At 72.3% G+C, this 23,890-nt stretch carries 20 protein-coding genes; 8 read left to right on the top strand and 12 right to left on the bottom strand.

Features of this window, described 5'->3' with window-relative positions; all coding sequences use genetic code 11:
* Window positions 1-27 precede the first annotated feature (27 nt).
* Complete coding sequence (locus tag AB0K15_RS20160; RefSeq protein ID WP_364052269.1) at window positions 28-765, bottom strand: methyltransferase domain-containing protein; 738 nt, start codon at window positions 763-765, stop codon at window positions 28-30.
* Window positions 766-882: 117 nt separating this feature from the next.
* Here AB0K15_RS20160 and AB0K15_RS20155 point away from each other — a divergent pair, with 117 nt between their 5' ends.
* The 4 genes from AB0K15_RS20155 to AB0K15_RS20140 all read left to right on the top strand — a co-directional run bounded on the left by AB0K15_RS20155 (window position 883) and on the right by AB0K15_RS20140 (window position 4,791).
* On the top strand, window positions 883-1,755 hold the full coding sequence (locus AB0K15_RS20155) for a ParA family protein (RefSeq protein WP_364052266.1): 873 nt from the start codon (window positions 883-885) through the stop codon (window positions 1,753-1,755).
* Between the two features lie 3 nt (window positions 1,756-1,758).
* Entirely contained in the window at window positions 1,759-2,562 is an 804-nt protein-coding gene (locus AB0K15_RS20150; RefSeq protein WP_364052263.1) for a DNA-formamidopyrimidine glycosylase family protein, read from the top strand.
* A 560-nt stretch (window positions 2,563-3,122) separates the two neighbouring features.
* Window positions 3,123-3,689: a GNAT family protein gene (locus AB0K15_RS20145; RefSeq protein ID WP_364052260.1), complete on the top strand. Its 567-nt coding sequence runs from the start codon at window positions 3,123-3,125 to the stop codon at window positions 3,687-3,689.
* Between the two features lie 70 nt (window positions 3,690-3,759).
* Window positions 3,760-4,791, top strand: a complete 1,032-nt coding sequence (locus tag AB0K15_RS20140) for a quinone-dependent dihydroorotate dehydrogenase (protein WP_364052257.1) — start codon at window positions 3,760-3,762, stop codon at window positions 4,789-4,791.
* A 424-nt stretch (window positions 4,792-5,215) separates the two neighbouring features.
* On the opposite strand, the gene atzF is transcribed toward AB0K15_RS20140, so the two are convergent.
* The 9 genes from atzF to AB0K15_RS20095 form a co-directional block, all read right to left on the bottom strand.
* Entirely contained in the window at window positions 5,216-6,961 is a 1,746-nt protein-coding gene (atzF, locus tag AB0K15_RS20135; protein ID WP_364052254.1) for an allophanate hydrolase, read from the bottom strand.
* Window positions 6,962-7,310: 349 nt separating this feature from the next.
* Window positions 7,311-8,300: a hypothetical protein gene (locus AB0K15_RS20130; RefSeq protein WP_364052251.1), complete on the bottom strand. Its 990-nt coding sequence runs from the start codon at window positions 8,298-8,300 to the stop codon at window positions 7,311-7,313.
* A 35-nt stretch (window positions 8,301-8,335) separates the two neighbouring features.
* Window positions 8,336-9,181: a phage shock protein PspA gene (gene pspA / locus AB0K15_RS20125; RefSeq protein ID WP_326837207.1), complete on the bottom strand. Its 846-nt coding sequence runs from the start codon at window positions 9,179-9,181 to the stop codon at window positions 8,336-8,338.
* 239 nt (window positions 9,182-9,420) lie between these two features.
* On the bottom strand, window positions 9,421-9,891 hold the full coding sequence (locus tag AB0K15_RS20120; protein ID WP_364052247.1) for a helix-turn-helix transcriptional regulator: 471 nt from the start codon (window positions 9,889-9,891) through the stop codon (window positions 9,421-9,423).
* A 100-nt stretch (window positions 9,892-9,991) separates the two neighbouring features.
* Complete coding sequence (locus AB0K15_RS20115; RefSeq protein WP_364052244.1) at window positions 9,992-10,468, bottom strand: CinA family protein; 477 nt, start codon at window positions 10,466-10,468, stop codon at window positions 9,992-9,994.
* Window positions 10,468-11,064, bottom strand: coding sequence for a CDP-diacylglycerol--glycerol-3-phosphate 3-phosphatidyltransferase (pgsA, locus tag AB0K15_RS20110; RefSeq protein WP_364052241.1), 597 nt, complete (start codon window positions 11,062-11,064; stop codon window positions 10,468-10,470). Before pgsA ends, AB0K15_RS20115 begins: the two co-directional genes overlap by 1 nt.
* 110 nt (window positions 11,065-11,174) lie before the next feature.
* The gene (gene rimO, locus AB0K15_RS20105; protein WP_364052238.1) at window positions 11,175-12,623 is read right to left on the bottom strand and encodes a 30S ribosomal protein S12 methylthiotransferase RimO; all 1,449 of its coding nucleotides are present in this window, start codon (window positions 12,621-12,623) and stop codon (window positions 11,175-11,177) included.
* 117 nt (window positions 12,624-12,740) lie between these two features.
* Window positions 12,741-15,542: an AAA family ATPase gene (locus tag AB0K15_RS20100; protein WP_364052235.1), complete on the bottom strand. Its 2,802-nt coding sequence runs from the start codon at window positions 15,540-15,542 to the stop codon at window positions 12,741-12,743.
* Window positions 15,543-16,021: 479 nt separating this feature from the next.
* A complete protein-coding gene (locus AB0K15_RS20095; RefSeq protein ID WP_364052232.1) occupies window positions 16,022-18,070 on the bottom strand; it encodes an acyltransferase family protein in 2,049 nt (682 codons plus the stop codon).
* Window positions 18,071-18,238: 168 nt separating this feature from the next.
* Between AB0K15_RS20095 and AB0K15_RS20090 the strand changes: the two genes are divergently transcribed.
* Window positions 18,239-18,763 carry an amino-acid N-acetyltransferase gene (locus AB0K15_RS20090; protein ID WP_364052229.1) on the top strand — a complete coding sequence of 175 codons (525 nt, stop codon included), beginning with the start codon at window positions 18,239-18,241 and terminating at the stop codon, window positions 18,761-18,763.
* Window positions 18,764-19,154: 391 nt separating this feature from the next.
* Window positions 19,155-19,781, top strand: coding sequence for a nitroreductase family protein (locus AB0K15_RS20085; RefSeq protein ID WP_364052226.1), 627 nt, complete (start codon window positions 19,155-19,157; stop codon window positions 19,779-19,781).
* On the opposite strand, the gene AB0K15_RS20080 is transcribed toward AB0K15_RS20085, so the two are convergent.
* Both AB0K15_RS20080 and AB0K15_RS20075 read right to left on the bottom strand, forming a co-directional pair.
* Window positions 19,782-20,225, bottom strand: coding sequence for a hypothetical protein (locus AB0K15_RS20080; protein ID WP_364052223.1), 444 nt, complete (start codon window positions 20,223-20,225; stop codon window positions 19,782-19,784).
* A gap of 44 nt (window positions 20,226-20,269) precedes the next feature.
* Window positions 20,270-22,600 (bottom strand): DNA translocase FtsK, encoded by a 2,331-nt coding sequence (locus AB0K15_RS20075; RefSeq protein ID WP_364052220.1) that lies wholly within the window; start codon window positions 22,598-22,600, stop codon window positions 20,270-20,272.
* Here AB0K15_RS20075 and AB0K15_RS20070 point away from each other — a divergent pair.
* Entirely contained in the window at window positions 22,572-22,835 is a 264-nt protein-coding gene (locus tag AB0K15_RS20070) for a hypothetical protein (RefSeq protein WP_364052947.1), read from the top strand. The two genes, AB0K15_RS20075 and AB0K15_RS20070, sit on opposite strands and share 29 nt — an antisense overlap.
* 203 nt (window positions 22,836-23,038) lie before the next feature.
* Complete coding sequence (locus AB0K15_RS20065) at window positions 23,039-23,878, top strand: lysophospholipid acyltransferase family protein (protein WP_364052217.1); 840 nt, start codon at window positions 23,039-23,041, stop codon at window positions 23,876-23,878.
* Window positions 23,879-23,890: the final 12 nt, after the last annotated feature.

The raw sequence follows: 23,890 nt of genomic DNA, 5'->3' as shown, positions 1-23,890 counted from the left end.
CGTGCTCAGCGCCCGAAGATCGCAGGTTCAGACCTGAGCGGGCCGCGCCATCGCGTGCAGCCGCCCGGCCACGTCGCGCAACGCCGGCACCGCGGCCGCCGCCAGCTCGAACTCCGCCAGCTCGTCCTCGCGTACCTCGCCGGGCACGACGTCGGCGATCACGCGGTCGCCCTGCAGCAAGGTCACCTCGAGACCCGCCGCCACCAGCAGGTCGGTCAGGCCGGCGCTGTCGAAGCGGCGCAGCACGGTGTCGCGCCCGCCGGGCATTACGCCGTCGGCTCCGTCGAGCAGCCGCTGGGCCTCGGCGATCCGGCCGGCCAGCGCGCGGTGCAGCACGGCCGCGTTGCGGTTGGCCACGAGCACGGACAGCGCCCCGCCGGGTGCGACGGCCGCGGCCAGCGCGGCGAGCGCCACCGCCGGGTCGTCGACGACCTCGAGCAGGCCGTGGGCGAGCACGAGATCGGCCGAACCGGCCGCGACGTGGGCGCCGAGGGCGTCGGAGTCGTCCGCGATCACCGTGATCCGGTGTGAGACGCCCTCCTCCTCGGCGCGCCGGCGCAGCGTCGCCAGCGCGTTGGGATTGGGCTCGACCACGGTCACGAGGCAGCCCGCCGACGCGAACGGCACCGCCCAGCCGCCGCTGCCGCCGCCGACGTCGACGACGGAGGGCTGCTCCACGCCGCGGGCGCGGGCAGCCCGCAGCTCCGCTTCGAGCGCCCGGCGAACGGCGCCCGAACCCCGGGCCGCCACGGTGTCCGTCTTCATAGTCGGACAGGGTAGTGCCCGCCCGCCGGTCACCCGCCGTCACCCGGGCCTGCCCGGAAGAGGTGTTCGGCACCTTCCTCGCGACCCGCCCCGCCCGCGGCCCGTAGGCTGTGCCGAGTGCACACGGTCGCCGTTCTCAGCCTCAAGGGTGGCGTCGGTAAAACGACGGTCGCGCTCGGTATCGCGTCGGCCGCTCTGCGTAGGGGTACCCGCACACTCGTGGCCGACCTCGACCCGCAGGGCAACGCCACCACCTCGCTCGACCCGCCCTACACGGACGCGACGCTCGCCGATGTCCTAGAGACCCCCGCGCGGGCGGTCCTCGAACGCGCGATCGCGCCCAGCGTGTGGAGCGACGAGGTCGACGTGCTGGTCGGCGCCGAGGAGCTGGAGCTGCTCAACGAGCCCGACTCCGACGGACGGCGCCTGGAGAACCTCTCGCGCGCCCTCGACGAGCTGCACCAGAACCCGCTGCGCGACGAGCCGTACGAGCTCGTGGTCATCGACTGCCCGCCGTCACTCGGCCGGCTGACGAAGTCGGCCCTCGTGGCGGCCGACAGCGCACTGATCGTCACCGAGCCCACGATGTACGCCGTGGCGGGCGCCCAGCGCGCGCTGGAGGCCATCGAGCGCATCCGCGAGGAGAGCAACCCGGGACTGCGCCCGATCGGCGTGCTGGTCAACAAGCTGCGCGTGCGCTCCTACGAGCACCAGTTCCGTGTCGCCGAGCTGCGCGAGAACTTCGGCTCGCTGGTGATGCCCACGGCGATCCCCGACCGGCTGGCGGTGCAGCAGGCGCAGGGCGCGTGCAGCCCGATCCACGAGTGGCACTCCCCCGGTGCCCAGGAGATCGCGCTGACGTTCAACATGGTGCTGGCGAAGATCCTGCGGTCCAACCGCGCCGGGCGCCACCGCGTGCGCGGCGACGAGGACGAGGCCCTCGAGACCACCGCCGAGTCGCCGGCGACCGTGCCCGACGCCGCGGGCTGAGCCGTGCCCGAGGGCGACACCGTCTTCCTGGCCGGCAAGCTGCTCGACAAGGCGCTGGCCGGGAAAACGCTGGTGCGCGGGGAGTTCCGCCACCCCGCACTGGCCACTGTGGACCTTTCGGGCCGTGCCGTGCTCGGCGTCGGCACGGTCGGCAAGCACCTGTTCACGCGCTTCTCCGGCGACCTCACGCTCCACAGCCACCTGCGCATGGACGGCAGCTGGGACATCTACCCCGCCGGCGGCCGCTGGCGCACCCCGGCCCACCACGCACGCGTGATCCTCGCGACCGCCGACGTGCAGGCGATCGGCTTCCGCGTCCACGACCTCAAACTCGTGCCCACGACCGGGGAACACGACCTCGTCGCACACCTCGGCCCCGACCTGCTCGATCCACAGTGGAGCGACGAGCACGCCCAGAAGGCCGCCGCGGCGCTGGCCGCGCAGCCGGACCGGGAACTGGGTGACGCGTTGCTCGACCAGCGCCTCATGGCCGGCGTCGGCAATCTGTACAAGGTCGAGATCTGCTTCCTGCTCAAGGTGTCGCCGTGGACACCGGTGTCCGAAGTGGACGCCCGGAAGGTCGTGGCGCTGGCCCGGAAGCTGCTGCTGGCCAACGCGTGGCGCCACGAGCAGGTGACCACCGGCGACCTCGCCCGCGGCCGGCGCAACTGGGTCTACGAGCGCACGCGCCAGGGCTGTTTCCGCTGCGGCGGGCGGGTCGAGGTCCACGACCAGGGCGAAGGCGTTTACCGGCGGCCGACGTGGTTCTGCCCGCGCTGCCAGCCCGGCCCGCGTCCCGTGACCTGAGCCGCGCGGCCGGACGACGTGGGGAACCCGCCGCGCCCGTTGTCCATGTCTGCTGTCCCGCTCTGCTGTCCCGGTCTGCCGCCCGCGTTCGCGCCGGGCGAACGGATTCGGACATCCCAGGCAGGCGACCGTGAGTTCGCCCAAATGATGTTGCCGGGCACCGGCATTCGCGGTTAGCGTGGTCTTACACGAGAGAGGAGGTGGTCCTAAGTTGTATTCTCACAGGACTCGTGAGGTGGCTGTCCGCTAGCGGATGGCACGCGTAGGGACTTTGAGCAGCGATACAACCTGAGCCACCTTCGGCTCATCGCCTGCTTCGCGTGTTTGCCTGATAGCGAATACCAGGCAGTCACCGGGCTCCCGGGGCTTTCGAGCACCGGTCCGGCTTGGACTCGGACGTTTGACGGCGTCCGAGAGGCGCCCCGGGAGCACCCCTTCATATATGAGATCTCGCCGTCGGGCCCCGCTGGGCGACCGTCCGGCGATCGATCCCCCTTCTCCGCCGATCAATTGGCACGGGCGCATACCCCGAACGGCCGTACGTGGCTAGCCTGAACGGCATGCTCAGGCCCGACTACCCGATCACGACGGAACGGTTGCTCCTGCGCCCGTTCACGCTCGAGGACCTCGACGCGCTGAACTCCTTCCAGTCCCGGGCCGACGTCGCCCGCTACCTCTATTGGGGACCACGCAGCCGGGCCGAATCCGCCGCCGCGCTCGCGAAGCGCGTGCACAGCTCCACGCTGACCCAGGAGGGGCAATTCCTCGCCGTCGCGGTCGAGCTCGCCGAGACCGGCCAGCTGATCGGCGACCTGAACCTCGAGTACCTCAGCGCCGAGCACCGCCAGGGCGAGATCGGGTTCGTCTTCCACCCCGACCACCACGGCCGCGGCCTCGCGCTGGAGGCGACGACAGAGCTGCTGCGCCTCGGGTTCGAGGACCTGGGCCTGCATCGCGTCGTGGGGCGCTGCGACGGCCGCAACAGCGCGTCGAGCGCCCTGATGGAACGCCTCGGGATGCGCAAGGAAGCGCACCTGAAGGAGAACGAGATCGTCAAGGGCGAGTGGACCGACGAACTGGTCTACGCCATGCTCGAAGACGAGTGGAAGGAAAGCGCCGCCGGCTGAGCGGTGCCCGGCGCCACAAGCGGCCCGGGTTCCGGGCGCCGCTGCGGAGCCGATGAGGCAGCATGGGCGCGTGCTCTTCGAGAAAATCGCCCGCCCCGGGCTGTACCGGCTGGCCTACCACGATCCCGAGCTGGTGCACGAGCGCACCGTGCGGCTGCTGAGCCGTGTGGGCCCGGCGCTCGGGCCGCTCGCGCGGGTCTACGGCACCGCCGACCCCGTCACCGTGCTGGGGCTGCGGTTCCCGAACCGCGTGGGGCTGGCGGCGGGCATGGACAAGAACGGGCGCGCGCTCGCGGCGTGGCCGGCGCTGGGGTTCGGGTTCGTCGAGGTCGGCACCGTCACGCGGCACGCGCAGCCGGGGAACCCGAAGCCACGGCTGTTCAGCCTCCCCGAGAGCGACGCCGTGATCAACCGGATGGGCTTCAACAACGACGGCGCCGAAGCCCTGGCCCGCCGCCTCGCCGCGCAGGGCAAGCCGCGCGTGCCGCTGGGGATCAGCATCGGCAAGTCCAAGGTGACCCCGCTCGACGAGGCCGTGGCCGACTACCGCTTCTCGCTGCGCGCGCTGCACCCGTACGCCGACTACTTCGCCATCAACGTCAGCTCGCCCAACACCCCGGGGCTGCGCGCGTTGCAGGACAAGGCCGCGCTGGGCGAGCTGCTCGCCGAGCTGCGCACGACGTCCGCGGAGCTGGGCGGCGACACGCCGCTGCTGGTGAAGGTCGCGCCGGACCTCACGGACGAGGCGCTCGCGGAGCTGCTCGAGGTGTGCCTCGGCCACGGCGTCGCGGGGCTCATCGCCACCAACACCACGCTCTCCCGCGACGGCGTCGCCCCGGCCGAAGCGCACCTCGCCACCGAGGCCGGCGGCCTCTCCGGCCGCCCGCTCACGGCGCGCTCGCTGGAAGTCGTCCGCTTCGTCCACGAGCGCACCGAGGGCAAGCTGCCGATCATCGGCGTCGGCGGCATCCTCGGCCCGGACGACGCCACCCGCCTGCTCGACGCGGGCGCCAGCCTCGTGCAGCTCTACACCGGCTTCGCACTGCACGGACCGGCCCTGGTGCGCCGCGTCGGCCGGGGGATCGCGGGCCGGCCGGCCTGACCGGCCCGGACCCCGCCGCTGGCCCAGCCAGCGCGCTCAGCAGCCCGAGCGGCATGCCGCTCGGACTCTCGACACCTCCTCGGCACCGGCCCCAGCCTCGTGCAGCCCCAACACCAGCTTCGCCCCGCACGAGCCGGCACTGATGCGCCGCGTCGGCCGGGGGATCGCGGGCCGGCCGGCCTGACCGGCCCGGACCCCGCCACTGGCCCAGCCAGCGCGCTCAGCAGCCCGAGCGGCATGCCGCTCGGGGTCTTCGCCCGGGTGGCCATCCGGTGCGGTGGCCAGCTTCGCGCAGTGCCGACCGAAGCCAGTGCGCCCGACAGCCCGAGCGGCCTGCGCACTCGACACCGGCACCAGCCCCGTGCGGTCTCAGCATCGGCCTCGCCCCGAGCGAGCCGGTGCGCGGGCAGCCGGGTCAGCCGGGTCAGCCGGGGGGTCGCAGGCCGGCCGTGCTGGCGAAGCGGAGGTAGCCGCGCCACGATTCGTAGCGGTCGAGGTTCGGTGCGTCGCCGGTGGCGGCCGGGGGGCACAGCACCGCGAGCGGCGTGCTGCCGTCTTCCAGTTCCACGTGGCCGAGCACGAACGGCTCCGGCAGCGCCGCGGCGAACCGGCCGAGCCCCGCGGGCGAGAGGCGCCAGAGCTCGCCGTCGAGCGTGCCGTTGCCGGGGATCACGCCGGGCTGGGGCGGGTCGGTGTCGAGCAGCACCATGCGGTACGCCTCGGCGGTCCGGACCGGCGCGACGAACCGCGCGCCCCGCAGTTCGTCGTGCAACGGCTGGCCCCGCAGGTGGGCGCCGAACACGACCAGGTCGGCGCCTTCGGCCGGGTACGGCTCGCGCGCCTGCTCGCCGGTGAGCACCGCGGCGAGGTCGAGCGCGATCTGGTCCTCGAACGCCCGCGCGGCGATCGTGACGCCGAACGGCCGCTGGTCCCCCGGCGCGACCGGCACGGTCACGGCGGCCAGGTCGAGGACGTTCACGAACGCGCCGTACGTCCCCAGCCGCGCGCTCACGCCGAGCGGGTCGGCCAGCGCCTCGCCGAGGTCCGGGTGGTCGGGCACGGTGGGCAGCAGCAGCGCGTCGCACTCGCCCAGCGCTTCGCGGGCCGCCGCGCGCAGCCGGGCGACCTGGCCGTGGGCGTCGGCGAGCTCGTGCGCCAAGTGCGTCCCGGCCGCGGCAACGATCCCGGCGACCGTCGGATCGGCGCCTTCCGGTTTCCCGGCCAGGACGTCGCCGGCCGACGCGTAGCGCTCGGCCACCAGCGCACTGCCGTAGAGCAGCTCCCCGGCTTCGAAGAACACCCCGAGATCGATCGGCTCGATCACCGCGCCCGACGCCTCCAGCGACGCCACGGCCACGCCGAACGCGCGCCTCGCCGGTCCGGACAACGCGGCGAGCCCGGCATCGTCGGGAATCGCGACGCGCGGCCGCTCCCCCGCGCCGAGCCGGACGTCGGCGGGCCACTCGCGCACGGACGCGTCCTGGCCGTCGGGCCCGGTCAGGACGGCGAGCGCGCGCTGGCCGAGCGTGAGGCTGCTCGCGAACACCGAAACGCAGTCGAACGACCGGGACGCCGGGAAAACGCCGGTCTTCGGTACGAGCCCGAGAGTCGGTTTGAGGCCCACCACGGCGTTCAGCGCCGCGGGGACGCGGCCGGAGCCGGCGGTGTCAGTACCGAGCGCGAGATCGGCGATCCCGAGCGCGACGGCCACGGCAGAACCGCTGCTGGACCCACCCGCGACCTTCTGGGGGTCGCCGGCCGAAGCCACCGCGCCGTACGGGCTGCGCGTGCCGGCCAGCCCGGAGGCGAACTGGTCGAGGTTCGTCTTGCCCAGCACCACGGCACCCGCGCCGGTGAGCCGCGTGACCGCCGTGGCGCTCGTCACGGGCACCCGCGAAAAACCCGGGTACCCCGCGGTGGTGGGCAGCCCGGCGACGTCGATGACATCCTTGACCGCGAGGACGGTCCCGGCCAGCGGGAGGTCCTCCCCGGCGCGCACACGCTCGTCGACGGCCTTCGCGTCGACCAGGACCTCCTCCAGCGTGCGGAGGCTGATCCACAGTTCGGGGCGGTCGACTTGCGCGAGGCGTTCGAACGCGGCCACCACCCGCTGGTGCGAGCTGGGCGGCGGGACGGGCACGGGTTCCGGTTCGGGCGGGAGCGTGGTCACGGGGGGTCCTTTCCTCGACGGAACGGATGAGTCCACTGTGTACGTCCGGCGCCACGGAACCTCAGGCCACGGCGCCGATCCTGGCGGATGCCACCACTGACTTCATGAGAAAAACGTTAAACCGCACGCGTTTCCGTAACCAGCTGTTTCGGATTACGCCATTGTTTCGGTATTCGGGGGCACTCACCCACCGTCGGCACGAAGCGGCGAGGACTAGGCCGACCGGAAACCCAAACTGCGCCATCCGGTTCGTTCCGATGCCGCACACAGCACCCGGTCACCGCACGGGAATCCGCACACGCGGGAGAAATCACCCGACGGAAAACCCGCCGCACGGCGTGGCGAGCCGCTAGGACAGGTCCCGCAACGCCAGCGCGAGCCCCGCGAGGTGGTCGGTCGCGTCGGTCAGCGCCTGCTTGGACGTGCCCATGCCGTCGCTGCTGGCCGCCACCGCGCGTCCCGCCGCGGCGACCAGGCTGCCGAAGCCTTCGATGCCGTCGTCGAGCTGTTCGCGCAGCTTCGCCACAGCCGCGTCGAGCGCGCCGCGCTCACGTTCGGGGGCGGAGTTGCGGCCGCGTTCGATGGCCTGGATGCGGGCGGCCAGACCACGCAGCGCGCGGGCCGCCTCCTGGGCCGTGGCGCGCGCGTCGGCCACGGAGACCTCGGGGACGGCGGGGACGGCGGCGGTGCCCAGCGAGGTGGGCACGGACAGCTGCCGCAGCAGCTCACCGAGGGAGGCCTCGGACTCCGCCAGACGTTCCATCGGTTCGCGAGCGGCGGAGGCAGCAGGGGGCAGCGGCGGCGGGGCCGCACTGCTCGCCTGCGGAAGTTCGAGTTTCTTCAGCTGCCGCAGCTTCAGCCCGGTCCGCACGCTGAACGTGCCGAACACGACCGTGCCGAACCCCGCGAGCACGGTCTGGGCCACGTCGGTGCCGGCACCCATCAGGCCCGTGCCGGCGAGCACGGTCAGGACGCCGAGCAAGATCGTGACGAGCAGCCACAACGTCAGCACCCGGGAGGTGCGGGTGATGCGCCGCTGGTGTTTGGCCGCGGGTTCGTTCCACCGCTGCCACTTCGCGCGTACCTCGGCCACGGCCGGGACCTGGCCGGCCACCTGCGCGAACGCGGTGGGCACGGCCGTCCGGCGCACCACCGGCGGCGCGGGGCGCTTCGGCGGGGCCGGTCGCGCGGCGGGCTTCCCGCCGGCCTCATCGGCCGGCGGGAAGTACCGCTGAAGCTTCTCCTGGGCGCGCTGGGCGTACTCCGGCAGCTTCTCGATGTGCTTCTCGAGCTTGGCGTTGAACTCGTTGAAGTCCCGCCGTCCGCCGCTGCCGGCCATGTCCCACCCCCGGGAATCGTCCTCGCGCCCGGCGGTCAGGCCGGGTTCTTGCCCTGTTCGGCCTGCACGCGGGCCTGGATCTCACGCTGGATGTCCGCGCTGCCCGCCGTGCCGGCCGACTTCGCGGCGCCGCCACCGTCGGTGACCTGCGCGACCGAGTCACCGCGCATCGACGCGCGGATCTGCTCCAGGCGCGAGTGGCCCGCCATCTGCGTGGCGGACTCCTGCACCTCGAGCATGCGGCCCTGCACCGAGTTCTGCGCCAGCTCGGCCTGGCCCAGCGCGGTGGTGTAGCGCTTCTCGATCTTGTCGCGGACCTCTTCCAGCGACGGCGTGTTGCCCGGCGCGGCCAGCTGGCTCATCTGGTTCAGCGACGCGGAGACCTGCTCCTGCATCTTCGCCTGCTCCAGCTGCGAGAGCAGCTTGGTGCGCTCGGCCAGCTTCTGCTGCAGCATCGTGGCGTTGCGCTCCACGGCCTTCTTGGCCTGGGCCGCGGCCTGCAGCGACTGGTCGTGCAGCGTCTTGAGGTCTTCGATGCTCTGCTCGGCCGTGACGAGCTGCGCGGCGAAGCTCTCCGCCGCGGTCTCGAACTCGGTCGCCTTCTGCTCGTCGCCCTTGCCGCGGGCCTCGTCGGCGAGCACCAGGGCCTGCCGGGTCGACGCCTGCAGCTTCTCGACCTCGCCGAGCTGCCGGTTGAGCTTCATCTCCAGCTGGCGCTGGTTGCCGATCACGGAGGCGGCCTGCTGCGTCAGCGCCTGGTGGTTGCGCTGTGCCTCCTCGATGGCCTGCTGGATCTGCACCTTCGGGTCGGCGTGCTCGTCGATTTTCGACGAGAACGACGCCATGAGGTACTTCCAGAACTTCACGAACGGGTTGGCCATCTCCTCCGCCTGCCTTCTTGCGTCCCACGGGCCCTGAGTTGTCTCGAGGTGGGGCGTCGCTCCCCTAGTTCACAACGTCCCGACCCCGGCGTTGGGTTCCATCGTGTCAGGTCAGCCCCTGCCGTTCCAGGCGACCCCGGGGGAATTCAGGGACGACCCTGATCGATCCTGTGGATACGCGTACGGCCCCGGGGTCACTACCCGGGGCCGTACGCGTACGAAGCGTTTCTCTGCGCGTTCTAAGCGGCGATCGTCGACGCGAGCTTCGGCGCGCCGATCGTGGTCCGCAGCTGGGTGTTCATCCGCGGAGCGGGCGAAAGCCGCAGGTCGGACAAGTCGTCGCCGACCAGCTCGGAGACCAGGCGGCCGCCTTCGAACCCGCTCGCCGACGCGGTGGCTTCCCGCTCGGCCGGCACGGTCTCCCGCGGGGCACCGTCGACCACACGCTCGTCGACCGGGGCCACCTCCACCGACTCGAGGGCCGACACGTCGGCCGCGACCTTGTGGAGCAACTCGCCGAGCGGAAGGTCCAAGGCGTCGCAGATGGAAGCCAGCAGCTCGCTGGAGGCCTCCTTCTGACCGCGCTCGACCTCTGACAGGTAGCCGAGGCTCACCCTGGCGGCGCGGGAGATGTCACGCAGCGTTCGACGCTGGTTGGTGCGGGCATGACGGAGCCGATCACCGATCGCCTCACGCAACAGCACGGTCATCACGCGCCTCCCTTCCCAAACTGGTGCCTCCTACGTTACCCAGAGCGGTGCCCCGAGTGCAGGACTTGACACGTACGTCCGCCAAGGGCGAACGCCGTTTTCAGTGTAGATGTTCCCCGAGCAGGGAAAACGCCGAACGCACCGACGCGGTCCTGATCATGTCCCGGTCACCGGTCTCCACCAGGGTACGGACGATCCGCGTCGAGGGCCCGCTGAGCCCGATGTGCACGGTCCCCGGCGGCACCCCGTCCTGGGCGGTCGGGCCCGCGACTCCGGTCAGCCCGAGGCCCCACGTGGCGCCGCAGCGTTCGCGCGCGCCGTCCGCGAGTTGCGCCGCCACCTCGGGATGCACGGCGCCGTGCTCGGCGAGCAGCTTCTCGTCGACGCCCGCCAGCGCGGCCTTGAGCTCCGTGGCGTAGACGACGAGCCCGCCGCGCAGCACCACGCTCGCGCCCGGGATGCGGGCGACGGTGGCGCACACCAGCCCGGCGGTCAGCGACTCGGCCGTGGCCACGGTCTCGCCGCGCCGGGCCAGGACGGCCACCAGGTGCGCGGCCGCCTCGTCGAGCTCCGCCATCAAGCGCCCGTCGCCCGGCGGCCCGCCGCGCGCAGGCGGATCGCGCGGATCAGGTAGTCGACGCCGGTGACCACAGTCAGCAGGACCGCGAGCCCCATCAGCACCCAGCGCACCGGGTCGGCCCCGGCCGGCAGCGGCAGCAGGTAGACGACGATGGCGAGGATCTGCGTCATCGTCTTGGCCTTGCCCCCGCGGCTCGCCGGGATCACACCGTGACGAATCACCCAGAAGCGCAGAAGTGTGACGCCTATCTCCCTGACCGCGATCACGATCGTGACCCACCACGGCAGCTCGCCGAGCACGCTGAGGCCCACGAGCGCGGCGCCGATGAGCGCCTTGTCCGCGATGGGGTCGGCGATCTTGCCGAAGTCGGTGATCAGGCCGTACTTGCGGGCGACCCACCCGTCGACCTGGTCGGTGGCCGAGGCGATGACGAACAGGCCCGTGGCGATCGCGCGCCACGTGGTGTCCACGCCGTCGCCGGCGAAGAGCGCGAGGACGAACAGCGGCACCAGCACCAGCCGCGAGAGCGTGAGCAGGTTCGCGACGTTCAGCGTCGGGACGGGCGTCGGTTCGGGTACGGCAGGCTCGGGCATGGGGGCGGCCCCCGTTTCAGCAGGCACCTCGTGGGTCTGGGGGGCCGCTCCCTGGGACGACGCCTCCGCGGCGCGGGTCGTTCCCTCGCCGGCGTCGCTGGGTGCGGCACTCACCGGTCCGCGTCCGGCACCGGGCGGACGATCAGGTCGACCCCGGCGGAGTCGACGACCTCGCAGCGCACCAGATCGCCCACCTCGACGGCGGCGCGGTCCGGGTCTTCGAGGATCACGCACTCGCCGTCGACCTCGGGCGCCTGGTGGGCGGCGCGGCCGACGGCGTCGTCGCCGTCCTCGGCCGCCTGCTCCACCAGCACGTCCACGAACGTGCCGATGCGATCCTCGGCCCGCTGGGCGGTGAGCTCTTCGACGAGCGCCGAGATCCGGGTGACGCGCTCGGCGACCACTGCGGGGTCGAGCTTGCCGTCGAAGGTCTCGGCCTCCGTGCCGTCCTCGTCCGAGTAGCCGAACACGCCGACGGCGTCGAGACGCGCGCCGGCGAGGAAGCGTTCGAGCTCCGCGAGGTCCTCCTCGGTCTCGCCGGGGAAGCCGACGATCACGTTGGTGCGGATCCCGGCCTCCGGCGCGAACTCGCGGATCTGCTCGGTCAGCGCGAGGAACGAGTCGGTGGACCCGAACCGGCGCATCCGGCGCAGCACCTGCTCGCTCGAGTGCTGGAAGGACAGGTCGAAGTAGTCGGCGACGCCCGGCGTGGTCGCGATGGCCTTCACCAGCTGCGGCCGCGTCTCCGCGGGCTGCAGGTAGGACACGCGCACGCGGTCGATGCCCTCGATCTCGGCCAGGCGCGGCAGCAGCAGCTCGAGGGCGCGCGTGCCGTCCCGGCCGAAGTCCTTGCCGTAGGAGGTGGAGTTCTCGCTGACGAGGAACAGCTCCTTCACGCCGTTCTCGGCGAGCCACTGCGCCTCGGCGACGATTTCGTCCGGCTGACGCGAGACGAACGAGCCGCGGAACGACGGGATGGCGCAGAACGAGCAGCGCCGGTCGCAGCCCGACGCGATCTTCAGCGCGGCCACGGGCGAGTCGTCGAGCCGGGTGCGCAGCACGCGCGGGCCCCAGCCGTGCTGGGCGTGCCCGGGGACCTCCACGGCCTCCGCGGCCGCGGGCCGCTGCACCGGGCTGATCGGCAGCAGCTTGCGCCGGTCCGACGGCGTGTGCGACGCGACCGTGCGGCCGGCCACGACGTCGTCGAGCCGGTCGGACAGCTCGGCGTAGTGGTCGAACCCGAGCACGGCGTCGGCCTCGGGCAGGCTCTCGGCCAGCTCCGTGCCGTAGCGCTCGGCCATGCACCCGACGGCCACGACCTTGCGGCCGGTGTCGGACGCGGCGAGCAGCGTGTCGACCGAGTCCTTCTTCGCCGACTCCACGAAGCCGCACGTGTTCACCACGACCACGTCGGAGTCCTCGGGGTCCGCCGCCAGCTCCCAGCCCCCGGCCGCGAGCCGTCCGGCCAGCTCCTCGGAGTCGACCTCGTTGCGGGCGCAGCCCAGGGTCACGAGGGAGACACGACGGCTGCGGGCTGGCTCAGTGGTGGGAGAAGGCACGACGTTCAGGGTAGCCGCCGCACCCTCGCCGGTCGGCGACGGCGTCACTCAGTGCGGTGGCCCGGGCCGCCGGTGGGCGGGCTTTCCCGCTCCCCCACCGGCGGCGCGCGCCGGAGGTCACCCGTGCGGGGGCAGGTCCGCCGGGGTCAGGAGCGTCAGTTCGGCGTCGTCGACGGACTCGAGGTCGACGTCCGGACCGGCGAGGCGCAGCGCCTGCGCGGCGATCGCCTGCTCCAGCAAGCCGCGGGCCGAGCGGCCGTTGGCGAAGCCGCTGCCGCGGTCGAGCCCGGCCATGACCGCAGGCAGCGCCGCCGTGAGGTCGGGCGCGAGCCGGTAGCCGCGCTGGGTGGTCATCGCCGTGAAGATCGCCGCGAGCTGCTCGTCGGTGTAGTCCGCGAACTCGACGGTGCCGCCGAAGCGCGAGCGCAGGCCGGCGTTGGCGTCGAGGAAGCGGTCCATGTCGGCCGGGTAGCCGGCGGCGATGACGATCAGGTCGTCGCGGTGGTTCTCCATCTGCACCAGCAGCTCGGCGACGGCTTCCTGGCCGTAGTCGGCGTGGCCGCCGCCGTAGGTCTGCACGAGGTTGTAGGCCTCGTCGATGAACAGCACGCCGCCGAGCGCGCGTTCGCACACCTCGCGCGTCTTGGGTGCGGTCTGGCCGAGGTACTCCCCGACCAGGTCCGGCCGCGCGACCTCCACCAGGTGCCCGGACGACAGCAGCCCCAGCTCCCGGTACAGCCGCCCCATGAGCCGCGCGACGGTCGTCTTCGCCGTGCCCGGGTTGCCCGTGAAGACGAGGTGGCGGCTGCTCGCCCCGACGGGCAGGCCGGCCTTGCGCCGCCGCGCGTCCATCCGCGCCCCGGCGACGAGCGCACGCACGCGTTGCTTGACGGCGTCGAGGCCGATCATGCCGTCGAGTTCCGCGAGCAGATCGTCCAGACCGCGGCGCGGCCCGGCGTCGTCCGTGACGGCGACGCCGGATTCGCCGAGGCCCGGCAGGTCGGCGGCGACCAAAGTGGACAGTGCGGACGCGGGGATGTCCGGCTGGGCCGCGAGCCGGGCCGACTGCTTGCCGATCGTCGTCTCCAGCACGCCGCGCGCGGAGCGGCCGTTGGCGAAGCCGCGGCCACGCGGGATGCTGCGCATGGCCTCGGGCAGCTCGGCCAGCAGGTCGTCGGCGAGCTCGTAGCCCTGGCCCTGCGCCAGCACGCGGAAGATCCCGGCCAGCTCGTCCGCGGTGTAGTCGGGGAACTCGATCTTCGTGGCGAACCGCGAGCGCAGGCCCGGGTTCGTCTCCAGGAACCCGTCCATCTCCTTGGGGTAGCCGGCCGCGAAGACGATGAGGTCGTCGCGGTGGTTCTCCATCTGGAGCAGGATCTCGGCGACGGCCTCGCGACCGTAGTCGTCGTCCTTGTCCAGCGCGAGGCTGTAGGCCTCGTCGATGAAGAGCACGCCGCCGGACGCGCGTTCGCACACCGCGCGGGTCTTCTTCGACGTCTCGCCGACGTACTCGCCCACCAGGTCCGGCCGAGCGACCTCGACGACGTGGCCCTTCGGCAGCATCCCGAGCGACTGGTAGATCTTGCCGAGCAGCCGCGCGACGGTCGTCTTCGCCGTGCCGGGGTTGCCGGTGAGCACGAGGTGCCGGCTGCGGGTGGCGACGGGCAGGCCCGCATCGCGGCGCCGGGCGTCGATCTGGGCCTCGGCGACCAGCGCGCGCACGCGCTGCTTCACCGAGTCGAGGCCGATCATCCCGTCCAGCTCGGCGAGCAGCTCCTCGATCGGGCGCCCGCTCCGCTGCTCGGCCGCGGCGACGAGCGGCGCGAGGTGCTGCGCGGTCAGATGGATCCGGCCGTCCGCCGACGGGCCGCTCGCGACGGCTTCGCGTCCGGCCGCGTCCAGCAGTGCCTCGACGCCCCGTGCGCCCGCGGCGAGGTTCGCCAGCTGTGCCAGCCGGTCGCGCACGTCCGGGGGCAGCACGAACGAACGCTCGGCCGCGACGACGTCGAGCAACGCGGCCGCGTGTGCGGGCCGGGTGAACCGCGGCATGCGGTACTGCAGCACGGCGGAAACCAGGTCCGGTGCCTCGGCGCGCAGCCGCTCGACCACGCGCTCGGTGCCCGCGAGCACGAGCAGGCGGCAGCTGCCCTGGTCGTGCGCGTAGTCGCGGAGTGCGCGCAGCACGCCGGAGGGTTCCTTCTCGAAGAGCACGTCGACGTCTTCGACGAGGATCATCGCCGGGTCGGTGCGCTGCGAAACGAACCCGCGCAGCGCGTCTCCGGCCGAGTCGTCGTCGCCCAGCACCTCGGCCGCGCCGACCGTGACGAAGTCTTCGAACCCGACCTCGGCCGCGCCGAGCCCGTCGCGCACTGCCCGCCACAGCCGCCGCTGCCCGGTGTGCGGCTCGCCGACGAGCAGCACGAGCGGGTTCGGCTGCCGTGTGCCGGCCCCGTTGCGGCGTTCCCATTCCTGGTACGCGACGGTCCACTCGGCGTACGCCTTCTCGTACCGCTCCTGCTCTTTCCGGCCTCGGACGCGGTTGCCGGCGGCGAGCAGGTCGAAGGTCATCGAGCGGGTGTTGCGGGCCAGGTCGTCGAGAAGCCCGCCTTCCTTGCCCTCGGGCCGTTCCGGTTCCGGTGGCGGTGGTTCACCCGAGCCACCCTGGCCGTGCCGCGTGCGGTCGGCCCACGAGACGACCTGCACCACCCGGCTCACGAACTCGACCGCGGACTCGTCGCCGGCGACGAACGACCCGCCGCCGACGTTCTCCACCCGGACGGGGGTTTCCGCCGGACGCGCGGGCGTCGGTTGTGCGGCCGGACCAGCCGGACGGCTCTGCGGCGGCGCGGGCTGGGCGGGCACCGGCGCGGACTGGACGGGCGTCGGCGCGGGTTGCCCCGGCCACGGCTGCGCGGGCACCGGCCCGGACTGAACCGGGGGCGCGGGCGGAAAGCCCGGCGGCACCGGCGGAGGCCCGGTCTGGACCGGCGGTGCAGGCGGCCCGGCGGGCATCGGCCGTCCGCCTTGCCCGCCCGGAGCACCGGGCCCGGAGGGCGCCCCGAACGGTGCCGGCGGTCCGCCTCGACCCGAGGGCCCCGGGCCTTGACCCCGCTGCCCACCGGCGTTCGGCGGCACCATCCGCGTCCCGGCCCGATAGGCCGGATCCGGCGGCACCACCCCGAACTGCCACGCACCACCCGGTCGTGACCACTGCCACGGCTGTCCCGGCACCAGCAGCCACGAAGTGCCGTCCGGTCCGGCCAGCATCGTCGTCCGGCCCGCCACCGCCTCGGCCTGGGCGGCCTGGAACGCGTCCCACCCCGCGCGTGTCATCTCCCCCGCTTCCCCCTGTCGATCTTCCGGTGCCGCAGCATACGGGGATCAGGGAACCGGGGCGATCACCACTTCAGGACGGACTTCATCTGCTTGTCGGCGATGGGCGCCAGCGTGGTCAGGAACGTGGCGGTGAGGTGGTTGTCGTCCATGTACACCAGCACGTTGCCGACCACGGGCGGACAGGTGTCCTTGTCGCAGAAGTAATCCGTGAAGTCCAGGAACGACACGTTGTCCGGCACGCCGCGCGTGGTCGTGTACGACGGCGTGGCCGGCTGCACGTCGTCGCGGTCGAGCACGCACGCCGGGTCGGCCGGACCCTGCTGCGCGACGCAAGCGGCCATGTTGAACGCGAACCGCGGGTTGTCGCGCAGGGCGACCACGGGAATGCCGGCCTTGTCCATCACCGACCACTGGTTGACGAAGCCCGTCGGGGTCGTCTCGGTGATGCCCGCGTGGGTGTTCACGCTCGCCAGGGTGACCACGGCGTCGGGATGCATCGCGACGATCTCGTCGGCCGCGGCCTTGTTCCAGTCCATGCAGGCCTGGTCGCCGGGCATCAGGTCGGCGTTGCTGGAGAACGGGCAGGCGCCCTTCAGCATCGACGTCACGGCCCAGCCCTCGGTCTGCACCATCGGCAGGAACGCGGCGAGGTACTGCTGCATGTGCGAGTCGCCGACGAGGACCACGCGCTTCTTCGGCGGGCCGTCGGGGTTCTGCGTGCAGACCTTCAGTTCCTCGTTGCGCGGCGACATCGTGCACTTGTCGTCCGTGATGCCGGCCCAGTCTTCGGGCAGCTTCAGCGTGGGCGGCACGATCGAGGGCTCCGCCGAACCGCGGTAGACGAACCCGGGCGCGTGCGCGGCGGCTCCGGGGTGGTCGGCGTCCGCGAGCGAGATCGTGTAGTTGGCCTGCGCCGAGGTGTAGGTGCCCCACACGCCGGCCGCGATCAGCACCGGCGCCAGCGCCAGGATGCCGAACCGGTAGGCGCCCCAGCGCTTCACGGTGCCGATCTTCGACAGCCGGATCGGGTTCTCGATGAAGTGGTAGGTGAGGATCGAGAGCACGAACGACGCGCCGATCACCACCGCGCCGCCGAGCAGCCCGACGGCCACACGGTCGCGCACGACCAGGTAGAACACCAGCACGGGCCAGTGCCACAGGTACAGCGAGAAGCTCAGGTTGCCCAGGTAGCCCAGCGGCTTCGAGCTGAGCCAGCGGTCGGCGCCGAAGACGGTGTTGGTCTGGCCGGCCACGAGCACGAGCCCGGCCGAAAGCGTCGGCCACAGCGCGATCCAGCCGGGGAACACCGAGTCGACGCGCAGCACGATGCCGCACAGCACCAGCCCGGCCACGCCGATCCAGCCGAGCACCACGCGCAGGCCCCGCGGCAGCGTGAACGCGTCGAGGAACATCACCATCAGCCCGCCGAGCGCGAACTCCCACACGCGGGTGAGGCCGTGGAAGTAGGCCAGCGGCTGGTCGACCGCGGTGAGGTACACCGAGTACGCCAGCGAGGCCACGAACAGCGTGATCAGCAGCGTGTTCACCGTGTGGCGCAGCGACAGCCCCAGGCGGCGCACGAGGAAGCCGAGCGCGACGAAGATCAGCGGCCACAGCAGGTAGAACTGGCCCTGGATCGACAGCGACCAGAAGTGCTGGACCAGGCTCGCGCTGTTGTGCTGGGCGAAGTAGTCGACGGAGTCGGCGGCCAGCTGCCAGTTCTCGTAGAACAGCGCGGAGGCGAAGACCTCGCGGATGGTCTGGAACCAGCGGTCCGCGGGCAGCAGCAGCGTGGAGACGACCACCACCGTGAGCAGCACGGTCATCGCGGCCGGGAAGAGCCGCTTGATCATCCGGCCCCACATCGGCCGCAGCTCGATCTTGCCGCGCAGCAGCGCGCGGTAGAGCTGACCGGTGATCAGGAAGCCCGAGACGAGGAAGAACACGTCGACGCCGCCGGAGATCCGGTCGAGCCACACGTGGTAGACCACGACCAGCAGTGACGCGAGAGCTCGCACACCCTGCAGTTCGGGCCGGAAGCGGCTCTGCGCCGCGGAGGGCGCCGGAGGCTGACCGGGTCGTTCGGGGGCGACCACGGTGGTCCCGGACATGCACTTCCTCCCCATGAGGCCACGCGCGGCGGCCTGATGTTCTGAGCGGCTACTGATCGGTCGGGGTCGTGCAATAGCTATACGTGAAGGCCCTTCCGGTCGCGCATCCGGGGTACCTCGATCGAGCCGTCGGGGGCGCCGGGCGCCGCGATCGATATCTTGGACCGTGTGCCCCTCGACTCCGTCCGACCCACCGTCCGCCGCGCGCGCATAGCCGACGTCCGCAAGATCAAAGCCCTGGTCGACGCCGACGCCGGCCGCGTGCTGCTCGAAAAAGACCTGGTCACGCTGTACGAGGCGATCCAGGAGTTCTGGGTGGCGGTGGACGAGGACGGCACCGGCGAGGAGGACGTGCTCGGCGCCGCCGCGCTGCACGTGCTGTGGGAGGACATCGCCGAGCTGCGCACGGTCGTGGTCGACAAGGCCGCCCGCGGCCGCGGCATCGGCCACGCTCTGGTGGGCCGGCTCGTGGACGAGGCGCGCGACCTGGGCCTCAAGCGCCTGTTCGTGCTGACGTTCGAGACCGGCTTCTTCCTGCGTCACGGCTTCGTCGAGATCGACGGCACGCCCGTGTCGCACGAGGTCTACGAGGAGATGCGCCACTCGCTCGACCCGGGTGTCGCGGAGTTCCTCGACCTGCCCTACGTCAAGCCGAACACCCTGGGCAACTCGCGCATGCTGCTGGAGTTCTAGACCGGGGCGGTGGCTCGCACCACCGGTCACGGGACCGCCTCGCTCGACAAGGCGCCAGCCATCCACGTCGCGCTCGCCGAAGCCGAGAAGCCGCTGCGCTCGTCCCGGCCGCCTGCCGCGCCGGCTCGCGAAGTCGGCCGGCGAGGTCGCTGGAGGACCCGGGCGGTTGCCCGGTCCTCGGCGGCGACCGGCACCCGGCCCCGACCTGGTGCACCCTCCCCGCACCAGGGCACAGGGGTTGTCACCCGATCTTCCGTCCGGAAAGCCGAAAACCTCGGACCCTTCGCTCACGCTCCCGCGATCGCGGGCGCGCGCCGGGCGCCCGGCGGCCAAGATCGAGTGCGGCCGCCGCGGCGGCCGAGCCGATCTTCGCCTCGCGACAGGAGCCCTGATGGAGTTCGACCACGTCCTGACGACCACGCCGTCGGTGCGGCGCAAGCTGGACCTGCGGCGTCCGGTGGAGAGCGAGGTGCTCGCCGAATGCCTTGAGCTCGCGCTGCACGCGCCCACGCCCGGCAACCAGCAGTCGTGGCGCTGGCTCGTCGTGCGCGACCAGGACGTGAAGAACCGGCTGGGCGAGCTGTTCCGCCGCGTCGGCCTGGCGTACCTGGAGCAGTACGCGGACGTCGCCGCGGCCGACCCGGCCATGGCCCGCTCGGTGGCCTCCGGCCGGTACCTGATCGACGTGATCGAGCAGGTGCCGGTGTTCGTGGTGCCGTGTGTCGAGGGCCGCACGACCGGCGCGAACGTGGCCGACGCGGTGCTCTACGGCGGCATCTTCCCCGCGGTGTGGAGCTTCCAGCTGGCCCTGCGCTCACGCGGCCTGGGCTCGACGCTCACCACGTACCACCTGCAGACCGAGGCCGAGGCGGCCGAGATCCTGGGCGTTCCCGAGGGCTACACGCAGGCCTGCCTGCTGCCCGTCGCCTACACGACCACGACGGACTTCAAGCCCACCCCGCGCCGTCCCCTGTCGGAGGTCGCCTACCTCGACCACTGGGGCAAGTCGCTCGGCTGATCAGCTCACCCGCAGCGTGATCCGCTCGCCCGCGCGGCTCACGTCGACGAGCTCGACGTGAGCCGCCGCGTAGGTCAGGTCGTGCGGGCCGCGCCGTCCGGTGTGCAGCTGCGCCGCGGTCTGCTCCCCGCGCCCCGGCTGGCTCAACGACACGGCCACGACCGCGTCGCCGGGCCACACGCACGTGACGTTCGCCGGGCACCGCGAGTCCTCGACCAGGCGCGTGTACCGCACGGTCAGGTCCCTGGTGCTCAGCTGCGCCTCCTGACCGGCCCTGAGCGTCACGTCCCGGCCGGGCTCCGCCGGCACGGTCCCCACCGCCGCGGCCGGCCGCGGCGCCCCGCCCGCGCCGTCGAGCGTGTGCGCGAGCGCCACCGAACTCCCCGCGCCCACCGCGAGCACGGCAACGGTCCCGATGGCCAGAGCGAGCTTGTGCGCGTCCATGTGATCAGGACGGAAGGATCACCGGTCCCGGTTGCACGGGCGCGTCAGAAGTCCTCGTCGTCCGAACCGCCCGCCGGGGCGTCGCCGCCGCGGATCATGAACAGGACGCCCTCCAGCTCTTCGGGCTTGATGAGCACGTCGCGGGCCTTCGAGCCCTCCGACGGCCCCACGACGCCGCGGCTTTCGAGCAGGTCCATGAGGCGCCCGGCCTTGGCGAAGCCGACGCGCAGCTTGCGCTGGAGCATGGACGTGGAGCCGAACTGCGACGTGACGATGAGCTCGGCGGCCTGGAGCAGCACGTCGAGGTCGTCGCCGATGTCGGGGTCGATCTCCTTCTTCTCGCCCGCCTTGGCGGCCGTGACGCCGTCGGTGTAGTCGGGCTGCGCCTGGTCCTTGGCGAACGCGACGACGGCGGCGATCTCCTCGTCGCCCACGAACGCGCCCTGGATGCGCACCGGCTTGCCCGCGCCCATCGGCAGGTAGAGCGCGTCGCCCATGCCGATGAGCTTCTCGGCGCCCGGCTGGTCGAGGATGACCCGCGAGTCGGTGAGCGACGACGTGGCGAACGCCAGCCGCGAGGGCACGTTGGTCTTGATCAGGCCGGTGACGACGTCGACCGAGGGCCGCTGCGTGGCCAGCACCAGGTGGATGCCGGCGGCGCGCGCCTTCTGCGTGATGCGCACGATCGCGTCTTCCACGTCGCGGGGCGCGGTCATCATGAGGTCGGCCAGCTCGTCGACGATCGCCATGATGTACGGGTACGGCCGGTACTCGCGCTCGCTGCCCGGGGGCGCGGTGATCTCGCCGGAGCGCACCTTGCGGTTGTAGTCGTCGATGTGCCGGACCTTGTTGACCTGCATGTCCTGGTAGCGCTGTTCCATCTCTTCCACCAGCCAGGCCAGCGCGGCGGCGGCCTTCTTCGGCTGGGTGATGATGGGCGTGATCAGGTGCGGGATGCCCTCGTACGGCGTGAGCTCGACCATCTTCGGGTCGATGAGGATCATGCGGCACTCGTCCGGCGTCGCGCGGGCGAGCAGCGACACCAGCATCGAGTTGACGAAGCTCGACTTACCGGAACCGGTCGAGCCCGCCACCAGCAGGTGGGGCATCTTCGTGAGGTTCGCGGTGACGAAGTGGCCCTCGATGTCCTTGCCGAGCCCGATCACCATCGGGTGGTTGTCCTTGACCGTGGACGGCGCGCGCAGCACGTCGCCCAGGCGCACCATCTCGCGGTCGGAGTTCGGCACCTCGATGCCCACGGCCGACTTGCCGGGGATCGGCGCGAGCAGGCGCACGTTGTCCGTGGCCACGGCGTACGCGATGTTCTTCGTGAGCGCCGTGATCTTCTCGACCTTCACGCCCGGGCCGAGCTCGACCTCGTAGCGCGTGACCGTGGGGCCGCGGGTGAAGCCGGTGACCTGCGCGTCGATGCTGAACTGGTCCAGCACGCCGGTGATCGCCTCGATCATGGCGTCGTTGGCCTTGCTGCGGGACTTCGGCGCGTCGCCGAGCTTGAGCAGGTCGGGTGACGGGAGCTGGTAGTCGCCCTCGACGGTCCGCGTCATCGCCAGCGGCGGCTCCGGCGCCTTCTTCGGCTTCTTCTCCGGGACGTCTTCGGCGGGCTTCGGCTTGGGCGGGCGCACCGGCACCGGCGGCTCGGCGAGCATCGCGTCGAGGTCGAGCTGCTCGCCCTCGGTGTCGGCGCTGCTCTGGCGCCGGCGCGACGGCTTGCGCAGCCGCACGGCCTTCGGGTCGGCCTCGACGATCTCGTCGGTCTCCGGTTCCGCGTCGTCGCCCTCGAGGTCGGCCAGCTCGTCTTCGTCGAGACCCCACGTGCGCAGGCGGTGCGGGATCTCGCGCACCGGCGTGCCGGTGAACACCAGCACGCCGAACAGCAGCGCCAGGATCAGCAACGGCACGGCGACCCACGTGGTGACGCCCTTGGTCAGCAGCCCACCGGAGAACAGCCCGATGATGCCGCCGGCGTACATCCGGCCCTCGTTCGTTTCGGGCAGGGCCGTGAAGATGTGCAGCATCCCCAGCACGGACAGCACGACCAGCACCGTGCCGATCACCATCCGCGGCCGCGTCTCGGGGTTCGGCTCCGACCGCATCAGCGCGACCGCGACCACCACCAGCACCAGCGGCAACGTGACCGCGCCGGCGCCCAGCACCGTGCGCGTCGCGACCTCCACGGCCGCCCCGATCGGCCCGGCGGCCCGCCACCACACGCCGACGGCCGCCACGATCGCGAGCGCGATCAGCCCCAGCGCCAGCCCGTCACGACGGTGTTCCGGCTCCAGCTCCCGCGTGCGCCCGACCGTGCGGGCCAGCGAACCGACCCCCTTGGCCACCAGGTTCCACGTGCCGCGCACCCCGCGCCCGAAGGCGCCGGACTTCGCCTTGCCCCGCTTCGGGGCCGGCTTGCGCGCGGAACTCCTCGGCCGCGTCCCCGAGGAACGCGCCCCGCCCGACCCCGACGAACGCGTCCCGGAACCCCCGGACGACCGCGGCTTCGCGGGCGTGCGCGAACCACGCGCCGGTGCCTTCCCGCCGCTTCCCGCCGTGCTCCGCTTCCTCGTCGCCGACCCAGACATGCCTCCACGGTAACGGCCCGGGACCGATAGTCACATGCGCCACTCTCAGCGCAGGGGAAACAATCATCCCGGATTTCCCGCCCGGCCTGGTGGATCCCGGCTCGGCAGATCGATTCGCCCGCCGCAGCGTGAGGGCGCGTCGGTTCGTCACGGAGCCGATGTCACGTGGTCAGCCACCCTCTCGGGCCGAGATCCACCACATGACATGCTCTGCGCATGTTCGCGCTGCAACAGGACGACTTCCCGGCCCCACGTCGTGCTCCGGCGATCTGGCGGACGATGCTCAACATCGACCGCGGGCTGGTCAATCTCGTGGGACGGCTGACGGTGTCGGGGGCGGTGCCGCGGGAGCTGCGGGGGCGGCCGTTGCTGATGGCGGCGAACCACATCGGCGTGTTCGACGCGTTCGTGCTGATGGCGGCGTGCAAGCGAATCGGCATCAACCCGCGGTTCATGCTGGCCGGGGGCATCCTGGACGCGCCGGTGATCGGGCCGGCGTTGCGCGTGAGCGGGCACCTGCGGGTGGACCGCAAGCACGCGGCGACGGCCATCGGGCAGTTCGCCGAGGCCGTGGAGCAGCTCAGGACCACGCGGGAGCCGATCATCGTCTACCCGGAGGGCCGGATCAGCCACGACCCGGGCCTGTGGCCGGAGCGCGGCAAGACGGGGGCGGCGCGCCTGGCGCTGGCCGCGGGGGTGCCGGTGATCCCGATCAGCCAGTGGGGCGCGCACGAGGCCGTGTACTGGGGCACCGAGACCGTGAACGGGCCCGCCGACCTGCTACCGCTGGCCCGGTCGGGCCTGAGCGCGCCGCTGCGGCGGCCGCGGTTCAAGGTGCACTTCGGGGCGCCGGTGGACCTGGCGGACGTCGAGCCGGAGCGGCCGGGCGCCGGAGTGCGCGCGCACGCGAAGATCATGCAGGCGATCACCGACGGGCTGGTGCCGCTGCGTCGCGACGAGCCCGTGCGGCCGCGGTTCAACGACCCGACGCGGCCGACGGACACCGTGAGCCCCTGGAAGCCGGGACCGCCCACCCCTCGGACACCCCAGTCCTGAACCCGCGCTTTC

It is taken from the genome of Amycolatopsis sp. NPDC049253 (genome assembly GCF_040678995.1).
Taxonomy (GTDB): domain Bacteria; phylum Actinomycetota; class Actinomycetes; order Mycobacteriales; family Pseudonocardiaceae; genus Amycolatopsis.
The sequence above is the reverse complement of the archived record's forward strand: the minus strand, read 5'-3'. Positions and strand labels throughout refer to the sequence as shown.